This window comes from Desulforamulus putei DSM 12395 (assembly GCF_900129195.1).
In the GTDB taxonomy this organism is placed as follows: domain Bacteria; phylum Bacillota; class Desulfotomaculia; order Desulfotomaculales; family Desulfotomaculaceae; genus Desulfotomaculum; species Desulfotomaculum putei.
Genome location: NZ_FQUY01000013.1, coordinates 63,385 through 80,563, shown reverse-complemented (window position 1 = coordinate 80,563; position 17,179 = coordinate 63,385). Strand labels below are relative to the sequence as shown.

20 protein-coding genes are annotated in these 17,179 nt (G+C 41.6%); 19 read left to right on the top strand and 1 reads right to left on the bottom strand.

Features of this window, described 5'->3' with window-relative positions; translation table 11 throughout:
* The 17 genes from BUB67_RS16435 to BUB67_RS09730 all read left to right on the top strand — a co-directional run.
* The coding region (locus BUB67_RS16435; RefSeq protein WP_159431832.1) for a hypothetical protein at positions 1-558 on the top strand (558 nt) is incomplete at its 5' end.
* Between the two features lie 89 nt (positions 559-647).
* A complete protein-coding gene (locus BUB67_RS09810) occupies positions 648-1,202 on the top strand; it encodes a copper amine oxidase N-terminal domain-containing protein (protein WP_073239254.1) in 555 nt (184 codons plus the stop codon).
* Positions 1,203-1,281: 79 nt separating this feature from the next.
* The gene (locus tag BUB67_RS09805) at positions 1,282-3,438 is read left to right on the top strand and encodes a hypothetical protein (protein WP_073239253.1); all 2,157 of its coding nucleotides are present in this window, start codon (positions 1,282-1,284) and stop codon (positions 3,436-3,438) included.
* Positions 3,439-3,441: 3 nt separating this feature from the next.
* Positions 3,442-3,786, top strand: a complete 345-nt coding sequence (locus BUB67_RS09800; RefSeq protein ID WP_073239252.1) for a hypothetical protein — start codon at positions 3,442-3,444, stop codon at positions 3,784-3,786.
* Positions 3,787-3,869: 83 nt separating this feature from the next.
* Positions 3,870-4,268, top strand: a complete 399-nt coding sequence (gene tnpA, locus BUB67_RS09795; RefSeq protein WP_073239251.1) for an IS200/IS605 family transposase — start codon at positions 3,870-3,872, stop codon at positions 4,266-4,268.
* Positions 4,269-4,272: 4 nt separating this feature from the next.
* Positions 4,273-5,565 (top strand): RNA-guided endonuclease InsQ/TnpB family protein, encoded by a 1,293-nt coding sequence (locus BUB67_RS09790; protein WP_073239250.1) that lies wholly within the window; start codon positions 4,273-4,275, stop codon positions 5,563-5,565.
* A 342-nt stretch (positions 5,566-5,907) separates the two neighbouring features.
* Positions 5,908-6,390 carry a Flp pilus assembly complex ATPase component TadA gene (locus tag BUB67_RS09785; protein ID WP_073239249.1) on the top strand — a complete coding sequence of 161 codons (483 nt, stop codon included), beginning with the start codon at positions 5,908-5,910 and terminating at the stop codon, positions 6,388-6,390.
* Between the two features lie 6 nt (positions 6,391-6,396).
* Entirely contained in the window at positions 6,397-6,834 is a 438-nt protein-coding gene (locus tag BUB67_RS09780; RefSeq protein ID WP_143157043.1) for a TadE/TadG family type IV pilus assembly protein, read from the top strand.
* Complete coding sequence (locus tag BUB67_RS09775) at positions 6,791-7,228, top strand: TadE/TadG family type IV pilus assembly protein (protein WP_143157042.1); 438 nt, start codon at positions 6,791-6,793, stop codon at positions 7,226-7,228. Before BUB67_RS09780 ends, BUB67_RS09775 begins: the two co-directional genes overlap by 44 nt.
* The gene (locus BUB67_RS09770; RefSeq protein WP_159431831.1) at positions 7,221-7,946 is read left to right on the top strand and encodes a TadE/TadG family type IV pilus assembly protein; all 726 of its coding nucleotides are present in this window, start codon (positions 7,221-7,223) and stop codon (positions 7,944-7,946) included. The genes BUB67_RS09775 and BUB67_RS09770 overlap by 8 nt, the downstream gene beginning before the upstream one ends.
* Positions 7,891-8,706 carry a hypothetical protein gene (locus BUB67_RS09765; protein WP_159431830.1) on the top strand — a complete coding sequence of 272 codons (816 nt, stop codon included), beginning with the start codon at positions 7,891-7,893 and terminating at the stop codon, positions 8,704-8,706. The genes BUB67_RS09770 and BUB67_RS09765 overlap by 56 nt, the downstream gene beginning before the upstream one ends.
* Positions 8,707-9,856: 1,150 nt before the next feature.
* The gene (locus tag BUB67_RS09755) at positions 9,857-10,162 is read left to right on the top strand and encodes a hypothetical protein (RefSeq protein WP_073239243.1); all 306 of its coding nucleotides are present in this window, start codon (positions 9,857-9,859) and stop codon (positions 10,160-10,162) included.
* Positions 10,163-10,285: 123 nt separating this feature from the next.
* Entirely contained in the window at positions 10,286-10,993 is a 708-nt protein-coding gene (locus BUB67_RS09750; protein ID WP_073239242.1) for a GGDEF domain-containing protein, read from the top strand.
* A 3-nt stretch (positions 10,994-10,996) separates the two neighbouring features.
* Positions 10,997-11,338 carry a DUF192 domain-containing protein gene (locus BUB67_RS09745; RefSeq protein WP_073239241.1) on the top strand — a complete coding sequence of 114 codons (342 nt, stop codon included), beginning with the start codon at positions 10,997-10,999 and terminating at the stop codon, positions 11,336-11,338.
* Between the two features lie 196 nt (positions 11,339-11,534).
* Entirely contained in the window at positions 11,535-13,235 is a 1,701-nt protein-coding gene (locus BUB67_RS09740) for a CpaE/TadZ family protein (RefSeq protein WP_073239240.1), read from the top strand.
* A gap of 144 nt (positions 13,236-13,379) precedes the next feature.
* Positions 13,380-14,135 carry a nucleotide-binding protein gene (locus tag BUB67_RS09735; protein ID WP_159431829.1) on the top strand — a complete coding sequence of 252 codons (756 nt, stop codon included), beginning with the start codon at positions 13,380-13,382 and terminating at the stop codon, positions 14,133-14,135.
* A gap of 44 nt (positions 14,136-14,179) precedes the next feature.
* Entirely contained in the window at positions 14,180-14,902 is a 723-nt protein-coding gene (locus BUB67_RS09730) for an SAF domain-containing protein (RefSeq protein ID WP_073239238.1), read from the top strand.
* Between the two features lie 270 nt (positions 14,903-15,172).
* Here BUB67_RS09730 and BUB67_RS16190 read toward each other — a convergent pair whose 3' ends face one another.
* Positions 15,173-15,631, bottom strand: coding sequence for a hypothetical protein (locus BUB67_RS16190; RefSeq protein WP_143157040.1), 459 nt, complete (start codon positions 15,629-15,631; stop codon positions 15,173-15,175).
* A gap of 490 nt (positions 15,632-16,121) precedes the next feature.
* Here BUB67_RS16190 and BUB67_RS09720 point away from each other — a divergent pair, with 490 nt between their 5' ends.
* Positions 16,122-16,454 (top strand): hypothetical protein, encoded by a 333-nt coding sequence (locus tag BUB67_RS09720; protein ID WP_073239236.1) that lies wholly within the window; start codon positions 16,122-16,124, stop codon positions 16,452-16,454.
* Positions 16,445-17,158, top strand: coding sequence for a hypothetical protein (locus BUB67_RS09715; RefSeq protein WP_073239235.1), 714 nt, complete (start codon positions 16,445-16,447; stop codon positions 17,156-17,158). The genes BUB67_RS09720 and BUB67_RS09715 overlap by 10 nt, the downstream gene beginning before the upstream one ends.
* Positions 17,159-17,179: the final 21 nt, after the last annotated feature.

The window sequence follows — 17,179 nt, the reverse complement described above, 5'->3', positions numbered from 1 at the left end:
TTTTGGCAGGAAAACGCTATTAAACAATTTATTGATACTATGATGGCAGCAGCAGGAATTTCCGGTGGCATAATAAATATCAATATAATTAGCGAAATATTTATGATTGAAATTATTTTGGCACTGGCATTAGGATTGCTTGAATTAATTATTAATGTAGGTATTTTGCCTTTTAAAAACAAAGGTGTCAAAACTAATAGAGACAATTTATTACAAAAATCGTTTATCATGTATCGCAAAGCCGGCATACGGCCATATGTTAAAGTGATGCTTAAAGACAGCCAAAATATCAGTGGGGAATGTTTAAGATACAGTTGGAATGATAAAGGTTCGTTGTTGGTAAAGGATGCAGATAACCCTGAGAAACAAATTTGGGTACCTTTAAATGATATTGTGAAAATAGAATTTTTGAATTCACAATCAGTAATTAATGAAACAGAAAAAGAACAAAAAGCCTTTGCATATCGCAAAGTATTAAATTGGATGGCTAAAGGGTACGGCGATGAAATATATGGCAAAAAAGAAAAATCTATAAAAGCCCTAGGAGGTGATTCCTAAATTTTCTGTAAAAATCAGTAAATAACCCCCTTAACCCTGAAACCAAACACAGGTTCTAAACGTCTAAACTTTAAAGGAGAGTGATTTTCATGAAAAAACTGTTAACCATGCTGATGCTGGCTGTAATGGTGGTAACGATGGCCGTGACCCCGGCTTTTGCCGAAATTATTATCCCCGGCAACGGGGGCGAAGGGGTTGATACCTCTAAGCCCGACCCCAATTTCCAATGGCAGGAAAATAAACCTACAAACCCTACCAATCCTCCTGCAGTTAACAACACTATCAAAATCTTTGTCAACGGCCAGCAGGTTATTTCTGATGTACCGCCCTTTGTAGACAGCGCCAACCGCACCCAGGCTCCCTTCCGGGCCATCGGCGAAGCACTGGGCTGCCAGGTAGTCTGGATTAATGAAACACAAAAGATTATTTGCAAGAAAGAAATCTTTAATAAAGAGCTCTTTAAAGTTGAAATGACCATCGGCAAGAAAACCTTCACCGTCAACGGCGTCAATAAAACCATGGACACCGCTCCGCTAGTTAAGAATAACCGTACTTTTATTCCCGTTCGTGCGTTAAGTGAAGCCTTAAACTGCAACGTCAACTGGGATCAGGCAAATAACACCGTATACATCACCAGCAAATAACCGAAACCCGGCTAAATGGCCGGGTTTCATATATTCTGGAGGTGATTTTGATGAAAAAAATACAAAGGAGGACTGATTTGTGAAAAGAGCAAGAGTATGGTTACTGGTCATGCTGTTTCTGTTTTCCCTCTGCTCAGCCGCCTATGCGGAAGTGACCACTTTTGGTTTTAACGACCATCGGACAAGGGTGGCAGAGGGAACAGAACCGGTGCTGTGGCCGGCCTGGAAAGACGACAGCGGCACATCCTACTCACAACCTTTAATTCTAAAAGGCTGGGGCCAGTTCGAGGGGCAAACCCTGGTAGTGGCGGTCACCGGCAACCAGCTGAGAGGCTATGTCTGTAAAGAACCTACCGGCAAAATTGACGAATCAGGTTTCCAGCAGAACAGTCCCTTGTGGAGTATTCCTTTGATGGGTGATAGGGAAACTAAGTCTCACCCGACCTTGATTAAAAAAGATGATGGTAAAAGATATATTTACATCGGGACAGATAAGCACGAAGGAAAAACAGGGTATCTTCACATTATTGACATTACCGATTTTACCCAAGCTAAAAAGGTATATGAATTTCAGGACCAGTGGTCCTCCGACATCGTCTCCGCCCCCCTGGTATTAAAATGGCGTGGCCACGAGGTGGTAGTCTACACCGCCGGCAACACCGCAGAGGTGCATTTAGCCACCGACCCGATGGACAAAACAAAAGCCAATAACATCCGCATCAAAGTAGCCGACAGCGGCCGCACCAGCTCAAGCCCGGCGCCGGTGCTTAACGGCCAGGGCTTTGTGGTGGGCTTAGACCGGGGCCCCAATGGCAAAGGTGAGTTTAAAATATATAGGCTGGACGATATTTTACAGGAAGTAAACGGTAAAGTTGAATTGAAAAGCCCCATAGCCTACAAAACCGTAACAACCCACTCCAGCATAGTAGCCAGCTTCAGCGTAGACGGCGACTGGCTATACTTCGGTGACCAGTGGAGTAGGGTATACGGGTACAATGTAAAAACCATGGAAGGTTGGATTAACAGTGACAACTACGGCACCTTCTCCAACCGTTCCCCGGCATTAACCAAAAATACAGTTTACTTCCCTGCGGTGGGTATGCCTGGGCAAAAGGGCAAACTGCTGTCCGTAGACAGAAACACCCATAACACCAACTGGGCAGTACAGTTTGACAGCCGGGCGCAGACAGCCCCCATGGTGTGGCTGGTACCGGGTATCGGGGCAAGAGTTTTAGAAGGTACAGGCCAGGGCTGGCTGGCTTCCATTGACCCTTACACCGGGGTTAAAGCAAGCGCCGTTCCTGCGGTTCAAACAGAAGGAGGCAGTTCCTACGGTACCGGGATTTCCGGCGAGCTTTCCGGTTCCGAAAACTGGGTAGTAGTAACTACAGAGAAAGGCGTTAAAGCATGGTATGCCCAGCCCCTTGACATTGAAGTGGTATCCCTTGACCCGGGCTGCCCCAAAAACGCCCAGGGGTACATCGTGAAGCCGGGAGAAAAATACAAAGCCACGGCAAAAATCAAGGCTAATAAACTTATCATCCCGGGCCTGCCGGTACCGGTGGGGGCCTTTAACGAACTGGGTACTGCTGCATACAAAGCTGTTTTAAAAGACCAAAACGGCAATGAACTACCAAGACTTTCTCAGATAAATGCCCAGTTAAATGACGACCAATACCTTGTCTTTAACAACCAGGGCGAAGAAATAACCGTAACCTTTGAATGGACCGGCGCCGAAAAAGGAACGCAGCACATCGCAGTGGGAGCCAACCTGGATTACCCGACAGCTTCCCCGCAGCTTAAAAACCTGTGGCCGGAAACCACTTTAGAAAACAACCTGAAACGGGTGCCCATTGTAATTAACGGCTATGACGCAATAGCAAAAATCTATCCGTTAAAAACCGAATACATTATCTTTGACCCTACCGTGTTAGTAGAAAACACAATTATAACCGGCCGCGATGACGAGAACCCCGGAACAATCCCTGTAAGACTCACCATTACCGGGGCAGGTGGTACGAAAACATATAACCTGAACATTGGACCCAAAGACTACAAAAAGTTTCCTTACAACTTCACCGCCGGGCCTGGGACATATAAAATCAGAGCAGAAGCCTGGCCGCCCAACGGTGAATGGACAGATATAAGGCCGGAAAACAACATAGCTGAGGTGACAATCATAGTCAAAAGAGGAAAAGTGCCTAAAGGTGAATCAGGTATTGGAGTTGGTTTGTAAAAGATGAAAAAAGTAATTCTCTTTATTCTGCTGGCACTGCTGAATGCAGTGCCAGCAGAGGCTTTAACGATTGTTGACACGGATAATAAAACCGGCAATGTAATTTTTAGGAAACCAGAAACCGTTTCGGAAGTATTAAATGCACTTAGAGTTGAGGGATATCCTGCTAATATACTAGGGAGAATTACTATACATGAAATACCAGAAGAAAAATATTATGACCCGGAGGTTAAGGAAAAAATTTCCGGTAGGTGCATAAAAAAAGATATTAATGGCATTAAACATTATGATATATATTTTGCTGCAAAAAATGAAGATTGGATAGGTGTTCTATTACAGAAAACTTAGCCGAAAGCCCACGGTTTTAATCGTGGGATGAAGGCTTTTTAAGATATGTTGCAGTTAAAACAATAAACTGATACAATAATAATATGGGACAAGAATATCGGTACACCAAAACCACCGTAACATTAATCAACTACCACTTTGTTTTCTGCCCACGCTACAGGCGGAAGGTGCTAATCGGGGACGTAGACAAAAGGTTTCGGGAAATTCTGCAAGAGATATGCGATGAAAACGATTTAAAAATAGTGGCATTAGAAGTAATGCCGGATCATGTTCACCTATTTGTCAATGCCCCGCCTTCTATCAGTCCATCAGACATTATGGCAAAAGTGAAAGGAGTGACATCAAGGAAACTGCGGCAGGAATTTAAACACCTGCAGCACTTGCCAAGTCTATGGACACGTTCATTCTTTTGTTCTACGGCCGGCAATGTATCCAGTGAAACCATTAAAAGATATATTGCTGAACAAAAGACGAGGGGGTGAGAACGTGAAACGAAAAAAGAAAAAATACGATGAGTTAGGCCAACTTATTGTAGAGGAACACGAAGAACCCTATCAATTGCTCACAACCAAAGCTAAAATTATAAACCTTAGCAACCAGGATGCTCTACTGTTAGGGCTTGCCGGATATGCCGCCACAAAAATGTGGAATGTAGCTAATCACGAACGAAGGACTGTTTGGCAGGAAACCGGTAAAATTCCGGGGTTTCCCGAGCAGTGTAAAGCCCTGAAAACCAACCGCTGGTATAAACTTTTGCCCAGCCAAACCGCCCAGGAAATCTTGGCGGAACTTGATGACTCCTACCGTTCGTGGTACAGCCACCGCAAGAATGGCAATAAGTTGGCTAAGCCGCCCGGTTTCCGGAAAAAGGACACGCTAAGCACATTAACTTTTAAGCAAAACGCCTTTGCTATGCCGGATATTGGCCAGATAGTATTGAAACTTCCCCGGACATATGCCCGGCGGGTTGTAACTTTGGAATATAAACTGCCACCGGAAACCACACTGGGCAAAGTCCAGCAGGTAAAGCTATCCTATGAACATAAGACCGGCAGCTGGTATTTGCTTATCTACCATAAAGTTAAAGTAAACTACCTGCCCCTGCAGAACATCATGGCACTTGACCTGGGCATAGTTAACATTATCACCGGCTATATCACTAACGGTAAAAGTTTTATATTCCCGGGCGGGGAGCTATTAGCATTAGACCGGTATTTTAACAAGATGAAAGCTAAAACCAACAGTACCAAGAGCCGTAAATGCCGGTTTCTAAACCGCAAGTGGAGCAGGCAGCGCAATCATTTTCTGCATGTATTAACCAAAAGGGTAATAGACCAGGCAGAGGCTAATAATGTATCCCATATCATTGTTGGCGAATTAAAAGGTATTCGCTTAAACAAAAATTGGGGTGCTAAACAAAATCAAGAACTGCACACCTGGCCGTACCGCAGAATTATACAAATGCTTCGATACAAAGCGGCCCTTAGAGGTATCCTGGTAGAAGAAGTCTCAGAACGCAACACCAGTACCACTTGTCCGCTATGCAGTAAACGGGTTAAGTCAGCTAGAGTAGAGCGTGGGCTGTTTGTGCATTGCGGTAAAGCATTTAATGCCGATGTGGTGGGAGCGTTCAATATCCTACAAAAGTATCTTCGAGATAACGGCTTGCCGTTATTAGAAGTAGTGGGCGCACTGGCACGCCCGGTGGTTAACTTGTTCGTGTGGAGAAAAACCACACCGTTAGGCCGTGAACAAGGGACGTTTAAGCTAGCAGCTTAAACAGCCACGAATTAAAAGAACCCCACGGGCTTTAGCCGTGGGAGGATGTCAGATAGAACAATATGCCAGAGAAAATTCAAGTGACTCAGGTTTTGTTAAAACGTGGAAGCATACTGATGTAGAAATGTTTGCAGAAAGTTTTGCAAAGCGATACAAAAAATTCTACAAAGGCAAGACCTGTATTGTTTCACCATACAACCCCGCTGTTGACTTAAAAACAGAAGAACCAATTAAAATTCTAAGCAACTAATACTGTGCTATATACTGACTACATTACCCCACTTCAGTTTGAAGTGGGGTTTTTCGTTTTTAAAAGCAACTTTCAAGGGAGATGATTATGAAGTGAAAAATAAAATTCAGATCAGGCAAAGCAGTGAAAAGACAGATACAACAAGATTAAGTCCGGAACATATCGAGGTAGGTGAGTGTACAGAGATGGAAGCCCGTGAATTACTCCAAGCAATGGTAACCGGGCATAATGGCTATATCATCAGCAGTATGGCAACCGAGACGGGCATGACTACCATGCTTCGTATGCTCAGCACCCGAATAGTATTGGAAGAACCAATATGGACAGTAGAACGTTATGCAGACGTAACCTTTTCAAAACGGCGAAGTTACTTTACTAACCTAGCTGAAAGGTGCGAGGAAGCTATACGCAGACATCCTGCGATAAAGTCTTTTGGCGCGGTTGGTGGCGGGATGAGTTCACGATGGATTAGATTAAGTACACTTGCTGAAAAGGATTTTGGTAATGTAATCATTGCTGATCCCAAAGGTGAATTAATTGCGGAATCCCCCGGAGCAAAAAGGGATAAGGAGTGATCTAAAATAAAAAACCTGCTGAAAGATCAAAAAGGCCAAGCCCTGGTAGAATTCGCTCTGGTTTTTTACATCTACATGGCTGTGCTGTTTGTGTTTATCATCCACGCCTCCTGGCTGTACAACAGCTTCCAGGCAGACAGGGCAGCCCGCCACGGGGCAGTTTACCTGGGCACAACCAATAACTATGCCAAGGCAAAAGCTGTTGCTGAAAACTACCTGGCTAAAACACAAGTTTTTTCCCAAATAAAAAATGTCAGCGTATACTGGAACGGCAACTTCCCCGCCTGCCGGGTGGAAACAAGTATGAAAACCTTTTTCCCCGGCATACCAAAAATATTAAACAAAAATAACCCTGTCTGGTCTAAAGAAGTGCAAATAGTAAAGGAGGCAGTGGCACCCGGTGAACACAAATACACCAACTCAAGCGAATATAACTGGCGATGAACGGGGCCAGGCCATGCTGGAATTTGCCGGCAGTATTATTATTTTCCTCATGCTGTACTTGTTTTTTATTACCATAGGACTCAGGATTGCCGATTATACCGCCGTACAGAAGGCAGCCAGAGACGGCAGCCGCCAGGCGGTTATGACCGGGGATATCAGCAAGGGACTGGAAAAAGCACAACAAACCGCATGGATGTGGAAACTTGAACAAAGTAAAATAAATATTTCTTTCAACTCAAGTAATTACGGGCAAAGAAAATTTATAACCTGCGAAGTAAAATATCGTTCATCGCCTTTTTCTAGCATGTTTCCCACTTTGGTAGGAGGACAGCCGGTAGACGAAAAAGAACTGACGGGTAAATCAACTTTTGGGTGGTGGGACTTTGGTGATTAAAAAAATCTTAAAAGACCAGAAAGGCGGCATCCTCCCCATTACCGCCGGAGTTATTTTTATCTTTCTAGCCCTAGTAGCCATTGTGGTAGACTTCGGCAGATATACCGCCGCCAAGGAAAAATTACAAACCGCCGGGGATGCGGCAGCGCTGGCGGCGGCTAAAAGCGTTGACCGTTATGTAAAACTGGAGATAGACCCTGGTAGTAGCAGAGAATGCTGTGACTGTAAGAAAGGTTGTTGTCCCTGCTGTGTTGACTGCGGCGACCCCATAATTGTTGTCGGTAAAGAAGCAGATTTAATAGACAACGAAGGATGGCGTCGTTACTGCTGTTCCTGCGGGTGCAACGGAGATCCGGAAATACTGGACCGTTGGGTAGACTATAAAAACGGAGGCGATGATGCTGTTATTGCGGCTAATACTGTTTTTGAAATAAACAAGCCCGCCGAAATGGATGCGCAAACAGGGGGTTCTTCTAATATTTCCGTTGACACAAGCTATTTAAGCCAAAACAGGCGCAACAGCCGTTTTTATCCATCCGTATTTGTCCAGGCCCACGGCAAAGTAAGGACCCTGCTGATGGACTTTTTAAAACTAATCAACCCGAACGCTAATTTTGAGTACCTGAATGCCTCCACCTGCTCCCAGGGGAGGACATACTACCATGACGTTAATAACGGTAAATGGCAAAGACCGCCGGATAACTATTGCGAAGAATAACCGGAAAGGAATGATCTGTGCTTTGAAAAAGCTACCATCCTCACTGTTATTTTTGTCTGCCGCAGTATACCTTACAGCCCAAGCAGACTTTGATGTGATAACCGTATTTGCGGTACTGATTTGCGCCTTGTGCAGTGCTATTGCCCTAACCCATAAATCCATCTGGTCGTTAATCGGCGGCATAGGGCTTATATCCATATCACTTACTATGCAGGCCGTCATAAAAACAACCTGCTTGACCTGCTTAAAGGCAGACCTTTTAATTCTGGCAGGAGTTATCTGCTTATCTCTGGTGCAGAGAGGAAAAACCAAGACCCCGGCCCGGGTGATGGCGCTGGTTATGACTGTTCTTATGGTTGCCGTGGCTTTTATAGCCGTACCAATAAGCAGTATGAATACATTAACGGCGGCGCAGGACATAACTGCGAAATTGAACCCAAATAAACTCGATGCAGAAATAGAGAAAATAGCAGAAATAAAACCGGTTCTTTTATTCAGTCCCAAGTGCCCTGCATGTAAAGAAGTGACAGAAGCCCTGGCTAAACTGGACCCAAAGGGTGAAAAGTGGCAGCCTGTTCAGAGTAGCGGAGAAGCCCAGGAAGGGGTTAAATACCTAAAAGAAAAAGGTTATGCGGGGGAAGTCTCCTACCACCGCTATGCCGGGGGAGTTCCGGTACTGATAATAAAGCAAAACGGTAAAATAACAACTATCTACGGAAAAGAAAACATTATCAAAGCTGTCACCGCCCCGGCAAAATAAGCCGGGGTTTGGCCAGGCGATGGCGTTACACCGGGAACTGAGGCAGGGCGAACAGGAACCGCAGCCTTCGCAGGCGCCGCCAGTACAGGGTCAGCAGCCATAGGTGCAGAAGTAACAGCAGGGACAGCAGCAGTAATGGAGAGCCGGGGATAACCCGGCTTTTTTATTTTTTAGAAAATGTAATGGTGTAAAAATGCCATTTCTTTTTGGTTAGCCGCACTGTCAATGCTTTTTCCGGATCAATGAGCGTTGGTGTTGAGATACATGATATGTTTGAATCCGTATTTGTTAATTTTAGAAGTCCTCTAACTGCAAGTGGTGTATAAGTGTACACGGTTGCGCTTCGAAATATTTTTACTTTTCGAAGGAACTGGATATAAGAATTTATATCATTCACAAGAGCATCTTTAAGATATGGATTCTTTTTTATTTTAAAAGTTGCAGGTAAATGTATCTCTATATAAAGACAGTTTAAAGGAATATTAAGTGAAGTATTATCGGTAGATAGGATTTTTAATGCGAAATAGTAGCAAAATGGTGATGACAAGAAAGTATACAAGTAATGATTTTTACTTATTCGGTGGAATATATTATTAATCATGACCATGATGGCATAATAGATAAGAATATATACGGGTGGTCCAAATAAATATATAAATAGAGATAGATTTATATTGAAGTATGTTTTAGTAAAATAGGTGATCAATGGGTAATTCAGGAGGATGAATACAAAATGACCTAAAAACAGAAAGAAAGCACCACTAATACCAAACAAGGTTATAATAACCCCTGTAAGCACAGATGGAAAGTGAAGGAAGGTGAATATAATATGAAGGGATGCCATGAAAACTTGATTGAGAAGGGATTTCAAATTCTTTTTTACGTTTTCGTACCTTTTTTTGTATGGCATTTTGCGATTCCTCCGGAAAAATGGTTTATGTGGTTATTGCGTTTTGGAGTCATAGTTGGATCACTTATGGCTATATATGGAACTATAACTGAAAACTACATTTTAAGGAACTATATAGGAGGCTTTGTTTTGACAGGTTTTTTCCTTAACACCTGTGTTTGGATATTGATATCTTGAATAAATAAAAATGACCAACTGGAAATTACCTGTTGGTCAATATCATACAAGGGGGTGAAAAAATTGAAATTATTAAAAACCACAGGGGAAGAAACAATTCAATTACTTTTCCGGCAATTGCCTATAACATTCACAGGGCTATCATTGCTGGTGACAATGATTCTAAAAACATTTAACATGGTAAAACATCTAGCTGACAATGCATTGCTTGACTTTATTTTATGGACTGTTGTTGTGGGACATATTCTGCTAATAGTTGTTTTTATCTCACACCTATATGTGAACATACTGAAAATAACTGCCATGTATAGAAGGAACCGGTTAACAGTAAAAGAAATCCTTACTAAACAATATAATTATGAGGAGTGAGTTAACTTGGTTTCTGCCCTTACAAAGATGAAAACACAATAGAAGCCTTCATGTGGTAATGAAAAATGCGCCCCGGCAGAATGATTATTCTACCGGGGTTCCCTTTTTCAAGGGGGTGATTCGATGAAACAACCTGCAGTATTAATCCCGCCTTTTCTATTAGGCGTGGCAGGTACAATAGGACAAGTGAAAACCCTGCTGTGGCTAAGCCAGCTGTTGTGGCTCATAGCAGTATTATATATCATGGTTTCCCACCGCCGGGAAAAAACAATACTTCTGCAAAAACTTAAAACGCAGGAAGAAAAAATCCTGTGTCAAACCGCCCGGCAGGCCGGAGAATCTTTTCGCCTTATGATGGCCAACTGCACGGACGGCTTAACCGGCGTAGCCAACCGCAAACACTTGGACAGCCGTTTGGCAGAAATGATAAAGAACGACAGTGTATTCTCCGTCATCATGCTGGATATAGACCACTTCAAAAAAGTTAACGATACTTATGGCCACCAGGCGGGGGATGAAGTGCTGAAACACTTTGCCAAGACCATATCTAAGACTGTCCGACTAGGTGATTTAGTGGCCAGATACGGCGGGGAAGAATTTGCCGTTATCTGTTTGTCCGATGCCCAAAACACCCGCAAAGTTGCGGAAAGAATTAGAGAAGCAGTGGAAGCCACCCCGGTACAAACCTGTGCCGGAACCATCAAAATCACCGCCAGCCTGGGTGTGGCTCAAAGAAGGCCGGAAGATACAGTAGAAAGCCTTATACAGAGGGCGGACGGGTTTCTGTATCAAGCTAAGCAGGAAGGCAGAAATAGGGTGAAAGGAGAATAAAAAATGCTTCAATTTTCCTCTATAAGTCAAATAGCTTTCGATAATGTAATTATAGCCAACACCTTTTTAACCCGACTCAAAGGGCTTCTGGGGCGGTCTGAGATGCCAAAAAACACAGCCCTTATACTTAGCCCCTGTCGCCAGGTACATACCTTTTTTATGCGATTTCCCATCGGGGCGATATTCCTTAATAAGCAGGGAGTGGTGCTGCATAAAGAGGTACTGAAACCCTGGCGGGTCAGTAAATTGGTCATGGATGCGGAAATGGTGGTAGAGGTAGAACCTGGCGCACTGGAAAGAATTAACGTGGGAGATGTGCTGTATTGGCAGGGAAGGGAGGAGTAAATCATAGACAGTCAAAACGACAAGCATAACAACGAAAACATCTACATAAATTTCATAGATCGTACGCATTTCATTGTAGTAGGAACTTTGCTTTTAGCAGCTGTAGTAGTTATTTTTCTGCAGTTCTATAGTAAGTAGACGTACTTTCCCCCGCCAACCAAAGGCGGGCTTTTCTTTTTCAGGAGGTGTATTTTTTGTGAACTGGGAACAGTTTGAAGAAGAACGCAAACAGCAGCTGGCAAACCAGACTGTCGAAAAACTGAAAAATCAATTTCCGGAATGGTTTAACGGCAATAAACTTGGGCCTGCAGTTAATATCGAAGAAGCAAAAGCATGCCTTAGTGAGCTGGCAAAACAAAACCCGGAAATACTTCCCTTTGAACAGGAAGAAATAACTGAGAAAGCCCTGGGGGCCATCACCACCAGCTGCCTTCTGCTTGTAGAAAAAGAGATTGCCGGGGATTTATTAACAGCTTTAAAAAGTCTGGCGCAATTTAAGCACTGGTATTTTACCCTTAAAAACAGTAATTATCCTGATATAGTTGTGTTCAGCCGTAAGTATTTAAACCAGCAAAACCTATCACTCTCTAAAATAAGAACCTTCTTTCCTAAATCCAGAGTTATTTTATTGGCTGGAAATTTAGGAGATAGAGCAACCGGAGAGTTTATTGAAAATGCTCAAAGTTATGGTTTTAACAACATTGTTACCGGAGATGTACCAAATACCCCGGGTGATCGGCCTTATACCCTGCCGGTTGCTTTAATGTATGACAGAGAAGAAATTGGTTGCTGGGAAATACCGGCTAGGGCACCTGTTGAACAGCCTGTGGTGTCTAAAATACCAGTAAAAAATACAATTAAAGAACTTCCCCGCAGAGAACCTCTCCTTAATACCTTGCCTGATAATAAAGTGGAGTATATAACCACAGAAAAAGAAGACAGGCCGGCAATACCGGCCCAAAAACTTCAAACTCCGGTGATAAAAAGAGAGGAAAAAACAAGTACACCAGACACAAGACAACAACCAATTTTGGCGTCCCAAGCATTCAATACCAGAGGAAAGCTAATTATATCCTCATCTACTAAAGGCGGAGTTGGAAAAACCACTATAGCTATTACAAAAGCAGTGGCCTTAGCCCATGCAGGGATAAAAACCTGCCTGCTGGACTTTAACCTGGCTGCCCCTGATATTGCCACCTTCTTTAAAATTGAAGGCGTACCTGGCATTGAACTGCTGGCGGCAAACCCTTTCTCGCCATCACTGGTGATGGATGTGCTGGTAAAAGTAAACGAATACCTTTACGTTCTACCCGGGCCGATGGACACCACTAACCCGTATTTTGAAGATGGTAAGGTGGGAAAAATACTGGACTTTTTATTAAGCCAATTCCCAGTCTTAATAGCTGACACGCCGCCTGAATTTTGGACGGACGAAAGGTTAAAGGAACTGTTTGAGCGCGCCGACCGGGTGTATTCTATACTGACTCAATCTTCCTTTTCGGAAGAAGAAGCCAAAGACTATGCCCCGCAATATATCATGTGCGGCGTCAAGCCAGACCAAATTGGCTTAATACTTAACATGTATGATCCTGAATTAAGAGATCCAAGAAAAATTGAAGCCAGCTTTTCAGTTAACCTTAAAGTAAAGGATAAAAACTCCCTGCCCCGGATAGAAGCTATTATCCCGGTTAATTATCGAGAAAATGTCAAGGGAACCCATGAAGGCAAGGTGGTGGACCTGGATAAGGGGTACAACCAAATTCACCATGTGGTGCAGAAAATAGCTCAATTAGCCGGGTACAGCTATGAAATATTGTCTGCAGGCAGATTAGAAGAGAATAATCCAAAACAAGGTTTTTTGAAGAAGTTATTTCAAAAATTCAAGAAGGATGTGTAGTTTGTGCAGGATGATCTTATTCAAAAAATACGGGAAATGCACCAATACTGCACTCCCGAAGGTATAGCCACTGCCTTAAAAATACCCTTGGAAGCTGTATATACTGTCCTGGAGGGCAAACCTTTAAAAATAGAAAACAGGCAGGTGGGAGAAAAACCGATTATTTTAGTAAAAGCCGCCGCTTCGTCACATCCGCAAAAATGCATAGCCATAATCAGGGCAAAGGGTGGTATTGGAGCCAGCACTCTTGCAGTCCACCTAGCCAATACAATTTCAGGCAAACTAAATGTTTTATTAATAGATTTAAACCCGAACGGTGGGGACACAAAACAGTATGTTTTAGATAAAGGACTGCACCTGGGGCAAACAGGTTCTTTAGTAGCTATACGATTAACAGATAACTTTTACTTTCATTACCCACAACCAGGAGAGGTGAAAGATTCAATAAAAAAGGCAAAGGAAAATTTTGATGCTATAATTTTAGACTTACCTAATGCAGAACTTAAAAACTTGCAGGAGATTACTCAATATTGTAACACCGGCATTATTTTGCTTGATACCACCTTGCAAGGAATAGGGAAGCTGCTGTCCTGGCACCAAATGACAGCTTTAAGAAGTAAATTTGTGGTTGTAAATAACGGCCGGCAGATAGAAACCAATGAAAAAATCCTGCAGGAGCTGGTACAGCAGTTTAGTGATTACGACATTGAAGAAGGCATTTATCTGCCATTTTCCCCTGAATTGACTGATGCCTTCAACAGGGGAGATTTTGTCAGCCGCAGGTCACATTACCAGGAAGGGGTTTCTTCTCTTGTTGAGGCAATTTTACCTGGTCTTTTGAACAGTAAAAAGAGCGACACATTATTTACTAAAATCAGCAGGTTGTTTGGAGGAGATTAAGCTAAAAGTATGGCATATTAATACGGGAGGAATTAGATAAGAAAATGTTAAAGTTTAATAAACCTAACGTTCCCAAAATAGTTAAACCTAAAAGCAAAAACAAAAGTATTCTGCTGGGTTCCATCATTATTGGGTTTATAGCTGCTGTAGGTATTTATACAGCGGTGATGTCTTTTATCCGTCCGGTGGATGTAGTAGTAGCAGTTAGGGATATAGACAACTTAAAAAAAATCACAGAGGCGGACGTGGCAATAAAGAAAATATCAGCCAGATCTGTACATCCAAAAGCCTATCATGACTTAAAGAATGTTATTGGTACTTATCCCAAGATGCCCATAACAGCCGGGGAACAGATATTAAGCACAAAACTCGTAAACAACCCAGATAAAGTGGTAGATGCCTTTGAAGCCCTGCAGCCGGACGAAATGATTCTGGAACTGCAGGAAGGTAAAAACATTGCTTTTCCTAAATTATTGAAAAAAGGTGACTATGTTACTTTCTATTCGGTGGAAGATGATGGAACTAAAGAATACGGCAAAGGGTCAAAATTTATTTCTTCCTCCGGCCCTAATATCGTTCATAACTTTAACAACCTTTCAGCCGGGAAAGACCCCACTGAAGGTAAAATTGTGGTTATATGCACCCGGGAGGAAGGTAAAAAAATACTTAGTGCTACCCAAAAAGCCAAAATGATTTACGTTACACCGGAGCACCCGGAAAACCTGATTATTACACCGGGCAAAAACACAGCGGCACCCAAATATTAAGGGTGCCACTTATTTTTTGAAAGAGGTGTTTTTATTAATGAGAAAATCCCATTCAAATTCGTACCAACTGCTAGTTAATGGGGTATACTTTGATTTTCTTTTACCGATGAAGTTGGCAATATAGTGAAAAGGCTGTGTCTTAATACCCAGCCAGAGACTTTTGCCTTTACCAAGTTTTTCATATTTAGGAGGAGGGGAGGAAAGAGTTTGAGGGAGCAATTCAGGTGTCAGAAGCCATGTGACAAGAACAATTTTTTTAACACCTGCTTTTTAAAGGGTATTAATACATATCTCCATTTCTTCAATAATAAATTTTCGTCTTTCTTTAAAGCGGTTATAGACAATAAAGGCGAAAGGTGCCATTTGAATTTTCCAAGTGTCTTTTTTAATACATCTTCCGTAACCAATAAGGCTGAGGGGAACCAAATAAAGGCTGTTAATGAAATAAATAATCGAAATACTTATAAAGAGTATAAAAGCGAAAGTATTATACAAGGAAACTTTATAAAACAGACTAATAAAAATGATAAAAGAAATTACAACTATTACCAAATGGCCGTATCTATGAACAAAAAGATTCCCAAAAGGGAGTCTAAGTATACTCGAATGGTCAGGAACATCAAAAGTAGAAACGGTACAGGTTTTTCCAAAGAGGATGTTATCAGAATCTTGTTTGTTCCGTTGCTCCCTTTGCTTGCCTTCTATATCTGGAATATTTTCAGTGAGCATAATTTTTCACCCTTTACTTTTATTAAAAATTTGACTGTTTTTGGACTTAAGGACGACCAACATTTGATATGTTTATGTTCACTGCTGTTAGGTTTAATCCAGCTAGTTGTGGGTCTGGCAGCTTTATTACTGGTTAGTTTACTGACAAAGAATAAACCTTTATATAAATTATACCCTGAGAAATATGCAGTAAGAATAGAGTGTCGATATAGATATTGGGATTCGTTTTCGTGGATATGTTGTTGCTTGATGCCAGCAATTATACCGGCAATAATTCTGATTAAATATTTATCATTTAAGATTCTTCTGATTTGGCTAATACCTTATTTGTTTTTTACGTCTGCCATTCAATGGGAGGAAATATGGGAAGATAAAATTTGTTCAAAAGATAGCGCAGAGATGTATTTAACCTTATTCCAGAACACCCGGAAAACCTGATTATTACACCGGGTAAAAACTCCCAAATAATAAGGTTTTTAGGAGGGATAAAATGTCTCTGTGGAGAGAAAGTTTTGCCGATGCAATCGAAGAAATTATTTTTAATATTCCTTTAGTATCATTACTTTGGTTCGTAATAACATTATTAACTGAGCAGTTAAGAACTGGTAGTGAAGGACAAATCACCGTGGCTTCGTTCATTTTAACTGGTACAGTTGTTTTTCTTGTTATTTTAGTGTTTATCTTTTGCATAAAAACATACACAAACCTACGATGCATTGTTTTAAAGGAAAATCCAAGGTATGCAAAGAAAAGAATTACTCTTAAAGAGGTTTTAATTAAGCAAATAATTTATGACAGAGGAGATGATGACGATTGGTTTTAACCAGCTTGTTATATGTATTGTTTATTCTTTTACCAGGTTATATTGCTTATGCAGCTGCAGGATATAATGTCGATGAAAAAGGAATCTTTGCTAGAATTGTTTATCGTGGAGCAGCTGTATTCTTTATAATAAACGCACTAGCTTTAGCATTTAGCGGCTCACAGGTGAGTAAAGCATATTTTAAATTGTTTCAGAATACACCCGAAAATATGGATAATCGTGTTTTTGTTTATACGATTGCTGTATATATTTTGGGCGGATTTATACTAGGATGGTTGCAGCTTTATTTAGAATATAAAACATTATGGAATGCTAAAAGGGATTTAAAAAAATGGGTTAATAAAAAGTCTGATGCCGTAGAGGTAGAACCTGGCAATATATTAAAAAGAATTTTAATTTGTTACCGGTTTGCGAATAAGAAACCTTTTGTTGTGGTGTATTTTGATAAAGACAAAAATATAGAGGGAGAGGTGCTAAAATACTGCTGGAATGGCAGGGAGGAACTTTTATTAAGGCATGCTGATACATGCGAATTATTTGTACTGGATTTAGGCAAATGCATATCGCTAAATTTTAAAAATATACACGAATTAGATAACATGATAAATGTTAAAAAGAGTGATATAAATTTACTTGACTTAATTCACGGCGGACTTTCGGAAGCAATAAAAGAAAAAAATAAAATGAATACCCCGGCAGAGTAAGCCGGGATTTATTTTTTTAAA